This window comes from Paraburkholderia tropica (assembly GCF_914484835.1).
Classification (GTDB): Bacteria; Pseudomonadota; Gammaproteobacteria; order Burkholderiales; family Burkholderiaceae; genus Paraburkholderia; species Paraburkholderia tropica_A.
In genome coordinates this window covers 100,709-114,640 of the sequence record NZ_CAJZAR010000101.1, presented here as the reverse complement: position 1 = coordinate 114,640, position 13,932 = coordinate 100,709, and the positions used below count along the sequence as shown (strand labels likewise).

The 13,932-nt window shown below is 61.5% G+C and carries 13 protein-coding genes and 1 pseudogene; 10 read left to right on the top strand and 4 right to left on the bottom strand.

Annotated elements, in window-relative coordinates; all coding sequences use genetic code 11:
• Positions 1–13 precede the first annotated feature (13 nt).
• The 7 genes from LDO54_RS36060 (at position 14) to fabI (ending at position 8,003) form a co-directional block, all read left to right on the top strand.
• Positions 14–1,330, top strand: coding sequence for a DUF2254 domain-containing protein (locus LDO54_RS36060; RefSeq protein ID WP_224017448.1), 1,317 nt, complete (start codon positions 14–16; stop codon positions 1,328–1,330).
• A 17-nt stretch (positions 1,331–1,347) separates the two neighbouring features.
• Positions 1,348–2,025 carry a carbonic anhydrase gene (locus LDO54_RS36055; protein WP_224017446.1) on the top strand — a complete coding sequence of 226 codons (678 nt, stop codon included), beginning with the start codon at positions 1,348–1,350 and terminating at the stop codon, positions 2,023–2,025.
• Positions 2,026–2,061: 36 nt separating this feature from the next.
• On the top strand, positions 2,062–2,268 hold the full coding sequence (locus tag LDO54_RS36050) for a DUF3562 domain-containing protein (protein ID WP_224017444.1): 207 nt from the start codon (positions 2,062–2,064) through the stop codon (positions 2,266–2,268).
• 434 nt (positions 2,269–2,702) lie between these two features.
• Positions 2,703–5,072 carry a DUF3141 domain-containing protein gene (locus LDO54_RS36045; protein ID WP_224017442.1) on the top strand — a complete coding sequence of 790 codons (2,370 nt, stop codon included), beginning with the start codon at positions 2,703–2,705 and terminating at the stop codon, positions 5,070–5,072.
• Positions 5,069–6,007: a phosphate acetyltransferase gene (locus tag LDO54_RS36040; RefSeq protein WP_224017440.1), complete on the top strand. Its 939-nt coding sequence runs from the start codon at positions 5,069–5,071 to the stop codon at positions 6,005–6,007. Before LDO54_RS36045 ends, LDO54_RS36040 begins: the two co-directional genes overlap by 4 nt.
• Positions 6,008–6,010: 3 nt before the next feature.
• Positions 6,011–7,192, top strand: a complete 1,182-nt coding sequence (locus tag LDO54_RS36035; protein WP_224017438.1) for an acetate/propionate family kinase — start codon at positions 6,011–6,013, stop codon at positions 7,190–7,192.
• Positions 7,193–7,220: 28 nt separating this feature from the next.
• Positions 7,221–8,003, top strand: coding sequence for an enoyl-ACP reductase FabI (gene fabI, locus LDO54_RS36030; protein WP_224017436.1), 783 nt, complete (start codon positions 7,221–7,223; stop codon positions 8,001–8,003).
• A 69-nt stretch (positions 8,004–8,072) separates the two neighbouring features.
• Here fabI and LDO54_RS36025 read toward each other — a convergent pair whose 3' ends face one another.
• From LDO54_RS36025 to LDO54_RS36015, 3 genes are all read right to left on the bottom strand, one after another.
• The gene (locus tag LDO54_RS36025) at positions 8,073–8,345 is read right to left on the bottom strand and encodes a hypothetical protein (RefSeq protein WP_224017435.1); all 273 of its coding nucleotides are present in this window, start codon (positions 8,343–8,345) and stop codon (positions 8,073–8,075) included.
• Positions 8,346–8,404: 59 nt separating this feature from the next.
• Positions 8,405–9,532: an FMNH2-dependent alkanesulfonate monooxygenase gene (gene ssuD / locus LDO54_RS36020; RefSeq protein WP_224017433.1), complete on the bottom strand. Its 1,128-nt coding sequence runs from the start codon at positions 9,530–9,532 to the stop codon at positions 8,405–8,407.
• Positions 9,533–9,855: 323 nt separating this feature from the next.
• Entirely contained in the window at positions 9,856–10,608 is a 753-nt protein-coding gene (locus LDO54_RS36015) for a putative quinol monooxygenase (protein WP_224017431.1), read from the bottom strand.
• A gap of 280 nt (positions 10,609–10,888) precedes the next feature.
• On the opposite strand from LDO54_RS36015, the gene LDO54_RS36010 reads away from it, so the two are divergent.
• The 3 genes and pseudogenes from LDO54_RS36010 (at position 10,889) to LDO54_RS36000 (ending at position 12,555) form a co-directional block, all read left to right on the top strand.
• Positions 10,889–11,656 carry a hypothetical protein gene (locus LDO54_RS36010; RefSeq protein ID WP_224017429.1) on the top strand — a complete coding sequence of 256 codons (768 nt, stop codon included), beginning with the start codon at positions 10,889–10,891 and terminating at the stop codon, positions 11,654–11,656.
• Between the two features lie 79 nt (positions 11,657–11,735).
• Positions 11,736–12,279, top strand: a pseudogene (locus tag LDO54_RS36005) (DDE-type integrase/transposase/recombinase); the annotation flags it as partial.
• 132 nt (positions 12,280–12,411) lie between these two features.
• Positions 12,412–12,555 (top strand): hypothetical protein, encoded by a 144-nt coding sequence (locus LDO54_RS36000; RefSeq protein ID WP_224017427.1) that lies wholly within the window; start codon positions 12,412–12,414, stop codon positions 12,553–12,555.
• A 457-nt stretch (positions 12,556–13,012) separates the two neighbouring features.
• Here the strand turns inward: LDO54_RS36000 and LDO54_RS35995 are convergent, their stop codons facing one another.
• Positions 13,013–13,459, bottom strand: coding sequence for a hypothetical protein (locus LDO54_RS35995; protein WP_224017425.1), 447 nt, complete (start codon positions 13,457–13,459; stop codon positions 13,013–13,015).
• Positions 13,460–13,932: the final 473 nt, after the last annotated feature.

Genomic DNA, 13,932 nt, shown 5'->3' with positions numbered 1-13,932 from the left:
AGGGGAAAGCAACATGGACTGGAATCGCTGGTACAGCCTGAAAAGCTATCTCAAGACGTCGCTGTGGACGGTGCCGCTCATCGCGGTCGCGATCTATATGGTGGTGAAGCCGTCGACGGAAATGCTCGGAAGATGGTTGGTCGCCAGAGGGATTCTCGATCCGAAGAACGGCTTGTTCGGGCTCACGATGACGGGCGCGCGCTCGCTGGTCGGCGACATCGTGTCGGCCGATATGGCGTTTCTGGTGTTCACGTTCGGGTCGCTGCTCGTCGCGATCCAGGTCGCCGGCGGTCAATACACGCCGCGCATCATCGCCACCACGCTGCTGTGCGATAACATTATTCGCGGCGTCTCTGGATTGTTCGTCTTCACATTGCTGTTCGCCAATAGAACGCTGGCCTTGATGGGAGAGAACGAGGTGCACCAGCTTCAGGTGTTCCTCGCCGCGTTATTCGGTTTCGCTTCCGTCGTAGCGTTCCTGTTCTTGATCGATTACGCCGCGAAGTCGCTGCGGCCCGTGAGCCTCGTCGCACGCGTGGGCCAGCACGGCATCAAGGTGATCGACAGCGTGTATCCGTTTCCGGCCGCGAGTGGCGTGATGGCGTTGGAAAGCGGCAGCGCGCGCGGAACACCCGATCGCGTCGTGATTCATCGCGGCAAACCGGGCATCGTGCTGGCCGTGAATCTGGAGCGCCTCGTCGCCAAGGCGCGGCGCACGGATTCGGTCATCGAATTCGTGCCGCAAGTCGGCGATTTCGTTTCCGTGGACGAGCCGCTATTCTTTCTCTATGGCAGCAACGTCGGCGTCGTCGACGAAAAGCGGCTGCGTGCGCAGGTCGCTTTTGGGTCGGAGCGCACGATGGAGCAGGACCCCGTGTTTGCGTTTCGGATCCTCGTGGATATTGCGCTGAAAGCGCTATCGGCGGCTATCAACGATCCGACCACGGCGGTGCTGGCGATCGATCAACTGCAACGGTTGCTGCGGATAGTGGGCAAGCGCTCCTTGCATACTGAGGAAATTGCGGACAGTGCCGGGCATCCGCGCGTGATTCTGCGCACGCCGGACTGGGAAGATTTTGTGCACATCGCTTTCCGCGAAATACGGCAGTGCGGCGCGGGCAGTATTCAAATCGCGCGGCGTCTGCGCGCGGCGATCGACAATCTGCTGCAAAGCTTGCCGGAGCATCGTCACGAAGCCTTGCTCATCGAGTTATCGTTGCTCGACCGTGCGATTGCCGGGAAGCATCTGTTTCCCGAAGACCTCGCATTGGCGCGCATTCCCGACTCGCAGGGGCTCGGCGGGTCGGCCAGCTTGCGCGGGTCGAATTAGCTATTTGCGAGGCCACCATGCGCAAACTCATCGCGGGCATCGTCGAATTCCGGGAAAAGCGTTTGCCGGATTACGCGGAAAAATTCAGCAAACTCGCGTTGGGGCAAACACCGGATACGCTGTTCGTCACCTGCGCGGATAGCCGCGTGGTGCCCGATCTGCTGGCCTCGACGCTTCCCGGTGAGCTATTTACGATGCGCAACGTCGGCAACCTGATTCCCCCGGCGACGACCGATGGCATCTCGACCGGCGATCTTTCGGAAGCCAGCGCGATCGAATACGCGGTGCTGGTGCTGAAGGTCGCGAATATCGTCGTGTGCGGGCATTCCGAATGTGGTGCGATGAAATCAGTGTTTTCGCGCAGCGCCAAACTCAAATCGCCGAACCTCGATAAGTGGCTGTGCCACGCGCACAACGCCGCGTTTCGTCTGGAGCAGGAAGGGCCGCTCGACGCCAGCCTGAAGCCGCACGATCAATTATCGCAACTCAACGTGCTCGTGCAGATCGAGCACCTCATGACCTATCCGATCGTTCGTCAGCAGGTCAATGCAGGCGCGCTCGTCCTGAGCGGCTGGTGGTTCGATATCGCGAAGGGCGACATGTACGCCTATGAGCGACTGAGCCGGTCATTCCAGGTCATCGATCGCGAAATGGGTGAGCGGATGATTTCGCGTCTCGCTTCGCGCGCGCGATGATGCGGTGAGCCATGCCTCCGCGTGACGGGGGAGACCATGAAGACTCAGGACATTCAGGAAGTGATCCGCGAAATTGCCGCCTTGACGGCAACGTCGGAGGACGTCGTCGCGCAGATGTACGCCGAGGCGTTCGAGGCTTTTCGCAAGGATGCGCGCGTTTTCGACTATATACCGCTGCTTGCGGCAAAGCGCGTGCGCGAGGCCCTACGAGGCGCGTCGAAATTGCGCATCCATAACGAGTGACTCGCGCGGACACCGCTCGTCCAGCGCTTCACCAGGCCGCTCGCCGAGATCCATGATGCCACGATCGCATCGGCTGTCTATCGGCCGATGGTCCTATAGAGAAAGGCGGCGAAGGTCTGCACGATGCAGTTTGTGCGAATGCACAAGGCGGGGGAGATAGCGCCGAAACGGCCGAAATGGCCGTTTCGGCCAGTTGGTGTAACGAATCTGTCACATGCGTCTGCCAGGGTGTACCGAGGCGGATGAGGGGCGGGACTGCATCGCAACAAAGTTTCCACCCGATTCATTCATAAGTATTCCTTTCATTTCAGCGCTATTCAAAAGAGGCGCTGATCTGCGGCCGTCGCGCGGTATCGCTGACGTATTCAACCGCCCGAACCATCATGCGGCGACCCTGTTCTCCTCCCTTCAATTGCGGCCCGGAAGGTGATGCAATGACCGACATAGCCAATCAATACGCGCGTTGCCAGGAAGTCGGCGACAAGGTTTCGAGGCTTTTCGCCAAACGATGGGACGTGGCGCTCACGCAATTCAATCAGCGTTGCAGCGATGCGGCGCAGCGGCTCAGCGAGACCGGCACGCCGGACAGCGCATGGAATCCCTGGAACGGTTATCGCTACGCGATGGATATGGCCGAGCGTTCCGTCCTCTTCTGGGACACCTTGCGCCAGCGGGGAAATGGTTTCGTCGATCAAACGCGTCAAGGTCTTCAGCCGGTCCTACATTTCCGCCATGAACTCGTCGTCGATGGCCGGCAACTGGCGCGGCCCGTCAATTACGCGCTCGTGCGTTTGCTGCCACCCGATGGCGTGGTCATCGATGCTCGCAAACGTCCTTATGTGATCATCGATCCACGCGCGGGGCACGGTCCCGGCATCGGCGGCTTCAAGGACGATTCGCAGGCGGGCGTGGCGCTCAAGGCCGGTCATCCCGTGTATTTCGTGATCTTTTATCGCGACCCGGAGCCGGGCCAGACGCTGCTCGATGTGTGCGCGGCCGAAAAGCAGTTCATCGCGAAGGTGTGCGAGCTGCACCCGGACAGCGCGAAGCCGGCGATCGTCGGCAATTGCCAGGGCGGCTGGGCCGCGATGATGCTCGCGAGTTCGGACCCGGACCATACGGGGCCGCTCGTCATCAACGGTGCGCCGATGTCGTACTGGAGCGGCGCGTGGAGTGAAGGCGAGGGCGACAATCCCATGCGTTACTCGGGCGGCATGCTGGGCGGCAGCTGGCTGGCTTCGCTGAGTGCGGATCTCGGCAACGGCAAGTTCGACGGCGCCCATCTCGTGCAGAACTTCGAGAACCTCAATCCCGCCAACAGCTTCTGGGACAAGTACTATCACCTGTTCGACAACATCGATACCGAGCCGCCGCGCTTCCTCGATTTCGAGCGCTGGTGGGGCGGCTATTACCTGATGAACCGCGAGGAGATCGAGTGGATCACGCGCAATCTGTTCATCGGCAACGCGCTGTGGTCGGGCGACGTGCGCGGGCTCGACGGCGCAGCCTTCGACCTGCGGGCCATCAAGTCGCCGATCATTCTGTTCGCTTCGCTCGGCGACAACATCACGCCGCCGCAGCAGGCCTTCAACTGGGTCGCCGACGTCTACGGCAGCACGGAGGAAATCAAGGCGCGCGGCCAGGTCATCGTCGGGCTCGTGCATCAGAGCATCGGCCATCTCGGCATATTCGTGTCGGGCAAGGTGGCGAAAAAGGAGCACCAGCAGATCGCCTCGGTGCTGGAGGCGATTGAAGCGTTTCCGCCGGGTCTTTACGGCATGGAAATCGGCGAGGAGAAGGACAGCGAGGGCAAGCCGCACTACGAGGTGACGTTTCGCGAGTATCGACTCGAAGAAGTCACCGAGCGGCTGAACCGTTTCGAGCGGGTCGACGAACAGCCGTTCGAAGCGGTGAAGCGCGTGTCCGAATTGAATCAGCGCGCGTACGAGATGCTGTTGCAGCCGTGGGTGCGGGCGTTCTCAAACGAATCGACTGCGCATCTGCAACGGCAGTTTCACCCGCTGCGCGCGCAACGCTGGGCGTTCTCGGATATGAATCCGTGGCTCGCCTGGCTCGGTCCGGCGGCGCACACGATCAAGACGAAGCGGGATGCACAGGCGAATGAAGCGCCGCCAGCGAGAGCGTATGAGCACTATGGATCGCAGATGATCAGCGCGTCGCTCGACTTTTATCGCGCGCTGCGCGACGCGATGACCGAGAGCGCATTCTTTTCGTTTTACGGCAATCTGCCCGTCGACGATCACGGCGGCGATGCGCCAGCGCGGCACCCCGAATCGACCGATAATCCGCGCGATCTGCCTTTCGTAAAAGACGCCCTGGCGTCGATCAACGAGGGCGGTTACACGGAGGCGCTCGCCCGCGCCGCGTGCCTGCTCGCGCGCCGGGGCGAACCGCTGCCGCTCGCGCGGCTTGCGTTGAAGCGCGAACTCGCGAAGGATTACGCCGCGTATCTGCCTTCGCTGCCCGAGGATCAATGGCGACGCGTGCGCGGCGAACAGGAAATCATCGTGCGCTATGAGCCGGACGCGGCGCTCGCGACGCTGCCGCATCTGCTTCAGGACAGGAAGGATCGCCAGAAGCTGCTCGAACTGGCTGAAAAACTGCTAGCCGATCGACGTGTTCAGGATGCCGAACCATCATCGGCGCAGCTTGCTATGCTCGATACGATCCGTGCCTTGTTGCCGATCGAGCGCGCGCCCGCCTCGCGATCCACCGCTGCGAAGCCTGCGGTGACCGAGACGTCGTCCGACCATACGGAGCTCGGACGCAAGGAGACACTGTGAATCGTGAACACGAAAAGTACGACCGGCTGATCGACTATTGCCGGTCTCTGCCGCCGCTGGCGACCGCCGTGGTGCATCCGTGCGATCGAAGCTCACTCGAAGGCGCGTTGCAGGCGAAAACGCTCGGTCTGATCGCGCCGATTCTCGTCGGGCCGCAAGGGCGCATCGAGGAGATTGCGGAGCGCGAAGATCTCGACATCACCGGCTGCGCCGTCGAGGATGTGCCGCACAGTCACGCGGCCGCCGCGCGAGCAGTCGAACTGGTGCGCGAGGGGCGCGCCGAGGCGCTGATGAAAGGCAGCCTGCACACCGACGAACTGATGGGCGCCGTCGTCAGCCGCGAGGGCGGATTGCGGACGGCGCGCCGCGTGAGTCATTGCTTCGTGATGGATGTGCCGGGGCACGAAAGCGCGCTGATCATCACCGATGCCGCCATCAATATCGCGCCGACGCTGGCCGAGAAAGGCGATATCCTGCAGAACGCGATCGATCTGGGGCACGCGCTGCGTCTTCCTGAAGTGCGCGTGGCGCTGCTCTCGGCGATGGAGACGGTCAATCCGAAAGTGCCGTCCACAATCGAGGCGGCGGCCTTGTGCAAGATGGTCGATCGCCGCCAGATCCGCGGCGCGCTCGTCGACGGCCCGCTCGCGCTCGACAATGCGATCGACCCCGAAGCCGCGCGTATCAAGGGCATCGTTTCGCCGGTCGCCGGTCGCGCCAACGTGCTCATGGTGCCCGATCTCGAAGCGGGCAACATGCTCGCCAAGAGCCTGTCGTTTCTCGCCGGCGCGGATGCCGCCGGCATCGTGCTCGGCGCGCGCGTGCCGGTGATCCTGACCAGCCGCGCGGATAGCGTGATTACGCGGCTCGCCTCGTGCGCCGTGGCGTCGCTCGTGGCCGAAAAGCGCAGGGAAGATGCGCGGGTGACGGGGTAAAACATGGCCGACGTTATTCTCGTGCTCAACGCGGGCTCGTCGAGCATCAAGTTCCGCGCGTTTCGTGTCGATGGCGGCGAGCTGGCGCTCGTGACGCGCGGTCAGATCGACGGGCTCGGTTCCATGCCGCGCTTCGTCGCGTTCGATGCGCAAGGCCAGCCGACCGGCGACAAGGATTGGGGTTCGAGCGGCATCGGTCACGACGAGGCCGTCAGTTATATCGGCCAGTTCCTGCGCGAGCATCGCGACGGCCATCGCGTCGTCGCCGTGGGGCATCGTGTGGTGCACGGCGGCCGGACGTTCTCGAAGCCGGTGATCGTCACGCCGGAGGTACTGGACGAACTCGATTCGCTCACGCCGCTCGCGCCGCTGCATCAGCCTCACAACCTGAAGCCCATTCGCGTGATTGCCGCGCGCAATCCCGACGTGCCGCAGGTCGCGTGCTTCGACACCGCATTTCATGCCACGCAGCCCGCGCTCGCCTCGACGTTCGCGCTGCCGGCGGCGTTGACGGAGCAAGGCGTGCGCCGCTATGGCTTTCACGGCCTCTCCTACGAGTACATCGCACGAACGTTGCCGGACACCGCGCCCGCCGCCGCGAAGGGCCGCACGGTGGTCGCGCACCTCGGCAATGGTGCCAGCCTGTGCGCGCTGGACGCGGGTCGCAGCGTCGCGAGCACGATGGGGTTCACCGCCGTCGATGGATTGCCGATGGGCACGCGCAGCGGCAATCTCGATCCGGGCGTCATTCTCTATCTTCAGGACGAACTGAAGATGGATACGCGCGCCGTCGAGGATTTGCTGTATCGACGCTCGGGGCTGCTCGGCGTATCGGGTATTTCCGGCGACATGCGCACGCTGCTCGCGAGCGACGATCCGCGGGCGCGCTTTGCGATCGACCTGTACACGTATCGGATCGGACGCGAGTTGGGATCGCTCGCGGCCGCGATGCAGGGACTCGATGCGCTGGTTTTTACGGCGGGCATTGGCGAGCACTCGCCGGCGATTCGGCAGCGGGTTGGCGAGCTTGCGCGCTGGTGCGGCGTTGAATTGGACAGGAATGCCAATGAATCGGGCGGGCCGTGTATCAGTGCCGCGTCGAGCAAGGTATCGGTCTGGGTCATTCCGACCAACGAAGAACTCATGATCGCCCGTCATACGCGCGAAGCGACGGGTATCGCGTGAATCCGCATCACGGCCATAGGGGAGTCTGATGGACCTGAGCACTCAACATCCCGTTCTCAAGGGCAAGAAAGCGCTGGTGACGGGCATCGCCAACGATTCTTCGATTGCATGGGGCTGCGCGAAAGCGTTTCATGAAGTCGGCGCCGATGTCGCGATCACCTATGCCGACGACAAGACCCGAACCTATGTCGAGCCGCTCGCGACCGCGATCGCGGCGCCGGTGTTCATGCCGCTGAACGTATCGAAACATGAAGAAATGGAAGCGGTATTCGAGCGGATCGCGAGCGAATGGGGCGAACTCGACATCCTCGTGCATTCCATTGCGTGGGCGCCGAAAAACGATTTGCAGGGCGGCCTGCTCAATTGCTCGGCAGAGGGCTTTGCGGCGGCCATGGATATTTCCTGCCATTCATTTGTGCGCATGGCGCGGCTTGCCGCTCCGCTGATGAAGAACGGCGGCTCCCTGTTCGCGATGAGTTATTACGGCGCGAACAAGGTGGTCACCAATTACAACGTCATGGGGCCGGTCAAGGCGGCGCTCGAAGCGTGCACGCGATATCTGGCCTATGAACTCGGCCCGCAGCGAATTCGCGTTCACGCCATTTCGCCGGGGCCGCTGAAAACGCGTGCTGCGTCCGGGTTGAAGGACTTCGATCTGCTGCTGACCGAGGCGGCCGAACGCGCGCCGCTCGGCGAACTGGTCGACATAATGGATGTCGGTTTTACCTGTGCCTGGCTCGCGACGCCGTATGCGCGCCGCTTGTCGGGCGAGACGGTGTACGTCGACGGCGGCGTTCACATCATGGCGTAGACGCGTGCGAACTCGAACATCCGGCGTTCTGCAACCCCTCGTGCAGTGCTTCAGCCCATTCCGGCGCGGTTAAATCGAACTGACGCAGTGCTCCTCGACCCAGCCCATCGCGCGCTCGCGTGCGAAGGACAGGGCTTCGTGCTCGTCGATGAAATTCTCATCGATGCAGAGATCGTGAACATCGTCCTCGAACGAGCCATCGGATGCCGGCGAGAAAATGCGCGCGTTAGCCACGATTCGCCCGTCATCGATGCTTGCGCTGGTGCTGATGAGACACGACTGAAACATGAATTGCATGGCTGGCTCCGGTAGGTTCGTGGCATTGCGCAGACGATAGAGCAATTGCCGTGCCGCGAGTTTCCCGGAGCGTGATCTGCATAGGAAGCCGCTCAGGAGACCGCTCACGAAGCCGCTTGCGCCCGCCCGTCGAACGCGCCGCCTGTCTGCACGTTGTCCGCGATCGTGACCGGCTGCTTGCCGGGCAGCAGCGGGAAAACGAGTTCGGCGAAACGCCACGCTTCTTCGAGGTGCGGATAACCCGAGAGCACGAAGGACTCCGCGCCGATGTCGGCATACTCGCGCAATCGCTGTGCGACGGTGGCCGGATCGCCCACGAGCGCGGTCCCCGCGCCCCCGCGCACGAGGCCCACGCCCGCCCACAGATTCGGGCTGATCTCCAGCTTGTCGCGGCGGCCCTGATGAAGCTCGGCCATGCGGCGCTGGCCCACGGAATCCATGCTTGCGTAATTCTGCTGCGCGCGCGCGATATCTTCGTCGGTGAGCTTGCTGATCAGGGCGTCGGCCGCGGCCCACGCCTCCTCATTCGTTTCGCGGACGATGACGTGCAAGCGCACGCCGAAGCGGACCTTGCGGCCGTGTTTCTCCGCCTGCGCCCGAACGTCCGCGAATTTCGCGGCCACGGCCTCGGGCGGTTCGCCCCACGTGAGATACGTGTCGATATGTTCGCCGGCGATCTCGTGAGCCGCAGCGGATGAGCCGCCGAAATACAAGGGCGGATGCGGTTTCTGAACCGGCGCGATGAGGTTCTGCGCTTTTTCGACGCGAATATGCTTGCCTTCGAAATCGACCTGCTTTTCCTTGAACAGCCGGCGCCACACCGTGAGGAATTCGCCGGCATGCTCGTAGCGCTCGTTATGCGAGAGGAACACGCCGTCGGCGGCCAGTTCCGCGGCATCGCCGCCCGGCACGACGTTCAGCAGCAGGCGTCCGCCCAGCGCCTCGTCGAGCGTTGCGGCCTGACGCGCGGACGCCGTCACGTTGCCGAGCGACGTGCGCAGCGCCACGAGCAGCTTGATGCGCCGCGTGACCGGGGCGAGGCTGGCGGCCGTGACCCACGGATCGAGGCAACTGCTGCCGGTAGGGATCAGCAGGCCGTCGTAGCCGAGTTCTTCGGCGGCGACCGCGATCTGACGCATGTACGCGTTGGTCGGCGCGCGGCCGGAGTCGGATTTGCCGAGATAGCGCGTGTCGCCGGAGGTGGGCAAAAACCAGAAGATGTCGAGGCTCATAAGGATTCGCTTCCGTTGGGAAAGGCCGGCGTCGTGTGCTCGAGCAGCCATGGCGATCATTACAGCAGACGGGACGCGCTCTCCCTACCAATGAGCAGGCAATAGCTTATTCCTGCGCGAGGTATGCCATACGGGGCGGGCGCTGCGGGGGCGATCGCGGCGGATCGACGCAAGGGGTTCGCACGCGTGCGGGCACGTGGATGGGCGTTGCCGGGCGCAGTGCGGGATGGGAATGGTGTCTGGCCAGCCGACGCGATTGAAGTCGATGGCTCATGGCATCGCCAACCGCAGCGAGCGGTTGACGGTCTTCGGCGCGATTCGCGCTAGTCGTTGGTGACGTCCTTGAGCAGCACGCGGCCATCGAGCATCGGCTTGGCCAGCGTGACGGCGTAGCCGCTGCGGATCGTCTGGATAACCGGGCGCTTCAGATTGTCTTGATGCGTCGACTCGGTCGTCCAGCGTTCGAGCTGGACCATCTGGTTTTTATCGTCCGCGTTCTGATAGACCTCGAAAGAGACGTTGCCGGGCGCGGCGCGGAAGGTCGGCGAGACTTCGTTCACATCCGCGTGAAATTTCGCCGATTCGTCGGGCTTCACGGAGAGGAACACCAGCACGTTGCTGGTTTGGTCGGCGTGATCGATCTGTTTGGGTTGAATGCCGGCGTCCGATGTGGCGGGCACGATGCGCATATGGCTAATGCCGCCGTCCAGGTCCGCCTTCGCGGCCTTGTGCATGTCGAGCAAGGCGGGCTGCTTCATATGGGCTTCATAGGCGGCCTGATCTTTCCATTGTTCGAGGACGTACAAGGTAGTCGGCGATGTCGTCGATTGAAAGACCGTGAAAGAGAGATTGCCCGCTTCTTCGCGCGCATTGGCCGCGTTGTGACGCAGCGCTTGCAGGAAGGGCTGCAATTGCGCCGCTTTGACGTGCAGGGTCGAGAGATTCGAATAAGGAAGCGGGTTTGCCGTGGCGCTGGGCGCGGCGGCAAAGGCCGAGGCGGCGGCCAGGGAAGCACTTGTAAGCACAACGAGTTGCGCGGTGGTGTTTCGGAGTTTCGCGAGGCGTGAGGTGCGCATGGGAAAGGCAAACTCAAAAGACGGAGTGTCCGATGGTGCCAGATAGCGGGAAATTAAAAATGAAGGATCCTTTAGGTTGGGCGGACGAACGTGATGAATCGTGAGGGTATCGACGATGACATGCTTTGTACGTTGCCACGACGATCACCTGGTCATGCCAGCTTCGAGCCGTTCAACGGGATTAAAGGCCGGCCGAAAATTGCCGTTAACAGATGGCTGTGCACAAGGAATGTGAGGTCGGGCAGTGGATTGCAACAGGAAAAGAACGGGAATCAACGCAGTGGTGGTGATGATGGGGTGCTCGTTGGTGGCTCAGGCAGCCTATGCGATCACCGAGACCAAGGTCAAGCACGGCGCTAAAGCCCATAACGCTGAGGTGCGCCACATCCAGCAAGCCCGTCATCCGATGGTCACGGCGCGGTCACACGAACACCGCAAGCCTGAGCACGTACGGCACGTCGCGCGCTCGAAACACGAGGAGCGCACTGAACACGAGGAACGTGCGAAACACACGCGAGTGGCGATGGCCCACTCAGAAGGGCGCAGATATTTGCATCGCGTGCGGTTTCACAAACACTCGGTGCACCACGGCGAGGTCCACCATATTCAACGTGTGGCGACCGTGCAAGAGCCGTGGGCTACCCAGACACGAAGCGCTCCCACGTGGGTCCTGCCGCCAGTGTGCGATCAGGTGTTGAACTACACGGGCGCGTGCCAGCCAGCGGTCCTGGAGAGTTTGCGAGTGCTCGGTCTCCAGGTGCCTAATGTGGAAAACCGCGCGCAGATGGCCCAGCATCTCCAGTCGATTCTGGATCGTCAGGGGTTGGAGCAGGTGCAGGCTCAATGCCAATCTGTATTGCTTGAAGATCAGCGAAAGATCAATGGGCTTCAAACGTTATTGGCTCGAGCGCATGTCGTTGCCTCGGATGACTGCGCCCAGGAGATACAGAATCTGGCGGCCCAGGGCACTGTTGCTCAAGCTCCGTCTGCGGCTGTTGCTATAGGTGCGTCTGAGGTGGCTCAGGCACCCGTGGCCGCTTCGGAATAATAGGGCTACGGGCGGAGAGGCGATGGTGAGCGAAGTTGCCGACCCAGCGGGGGGATGAACATTCTTCCGCGTAATGATGTATGTGGACCTGGAATCGAATCAGGTCCGCGAACTGAAGCAGCTTCAGGACGAGAATGCGCGGCTCAAAAAGCTGGTTGCGGAGCTCAGCCTGGACAAGGCGATCCCGCAGGATATCGCCACAAAAAAGTGACCCCGCCCGCGCTGAAGATACTGGCCGTGACCCACATCGGGGATCACTATGGTCTTCCGACGCAGCCGGCGTGCCGACTGATGTCTGGGCTTCGTGGCCGATTAACTGGCCAATGGTACCCGTGTGCGAGCGTTGACGATCGTAGACGTCTTCAGCCGCGAGGCACTCGCCATCGAAGTCGGATAGCGGCTGTGCGCTGAGAACGTTGAGCCGGTACTTAGCCGGCTGCTCGCGCAAACGTCGGGCGCAACGGTTCCTGTTCGCCGATTACGGCAGCGAGTTCTCTGGCCGTCTGCTGACCAAGTGCCCATATCACTAGAAGATACAGATCGACTTCAACCGCCCGGGCAAGCCCACTGACAACGGCCTTATCGAAACGTTTAATGGCTCGTTCCCCGACGAATGCGTGAATGACGAAACCGGAGAGAATATCGGTGCCGTAGTCGGTAAGCTCGTAGAGTAGATCATCGAACTCGGGCTCACGGGGAATAAAGCCGTGGCCGCTTTGGCTTGGCCGCGAGAGCGACAGCGCAGGCGGTCGCCAATGTCGGTGCGGATGCTGGTGGTGTTTGAGTTTGATGTGCAGGTCATCGTCATGACGAACCAGGCAGTTCGTGCCGACGAGGAGGTGGACGACAATCCTCTGCTCGCGACGGCGCGATGCCGACACGGTAGCAAACCGCACTGAGCTGCAGAAAACCGACGCGGTGAAGCCCGAACGCAGTCGGCTTGCGCAGAGCGGCAGAACCGCTGCAGGAACTACGCATCAATCAAGCCATGAAGGATGGTGAGATGCGCGGCGCGCAGAAGTTCGAAGGCAATTCTTACGACGGAGAGACCCCGACCTGTTCCGTCGGTGGCACGCCAGTCATGCTCGAATGGGACGGTGGCACTACGTTCGATACAAGCAGATCGCGGATGAGGCGATTATGCAAGCCTGGACCCGAAAGGAATGGGCTGCGTACAGCAAGCAACGCCCCTCGGAGCCGACTAGCTCCTGCGAGCCGCGGCGGATAGCTTCAGTGCTGAGATGGCGACGAAGCATGTATGGCAGTAATTATGCGGACATGTTGTGGTCGAATGGAGGGGGCTAAGGGGCCGCCCGCCGATTCACGAGCCCTCACAGTCGTGGTTGATTTTCCGGATCACACTTCAGAGCTGCCGCTGCTTGCAACAGTTACCGTTAGACGATCCAGATAATCGCTTGCCTTAGCGAAGAGGTCGAGTCGCACAGTACTGAGCATGCGGTCGTATTCGTTGATGACATCTGTCAAGTCTTCAAGGAAAGTAGACTCTGGCTTGCTCCATACACCTGTCGCGTCGAAGTCGAAAAGTGTTTGCGCCAGTGCTTTCTCGACCGTGTCGAATCTTTCCTGTGGAAGCTCGCCATATCCGGCCCGCGCTATGTATTCGCAGATCATGCAGAGTCGGGCCATATGGTTAATCAGCCTATGGTCGATGCTGCAACTGCGTAGGCGTTCCAACTGTAGGCGTGAGTGCAGGACGAGGTCCGCTGCTTTGTCCTTTGCCATGGGAAGCAGGCGGGCCTTTGCGTGGCTGGTGTTCACGCGGGAGCGAGTGCGGTTGGGCATGGTGGCAGATCGTATCGGTCTTCGCGCAAAGTTGGGGCGCCACTTCAGTTTTTAAAGGTTGTTCGCGCATCACTCACCCTTCGATCCACGAAGTATTCATCTTGAGTGTCAGCGGAACCTTGCGCCGCGCAGACAGATCGACGCAGCCGAAACCGAGTCTTAGCGAGCTAAATTTCCTACGATGCACGGACTATTTTCGACCTGCTCGCTGCTTTACGCTTCTTTCTGACGCCACGGGCGGGAATCTGGCTGTCTAGATTATTTCGAGCAATGTTACACACAACACATACTATGTCGCTACGAATAATCAATGGCTTGCGCCGTTTTATCTCGCCAAAGTCGGATTTCTCGTCGTTGTACTTTGCTTCGCACCCGCAGTAGTGGGGCTTTCAATCAAGTGGAAACACGCGTACGCCGTAGCGCGCTTCGCATCCTGAGCCAGTTGAGAACGAGAGCAGAAGTATATCGGCAAG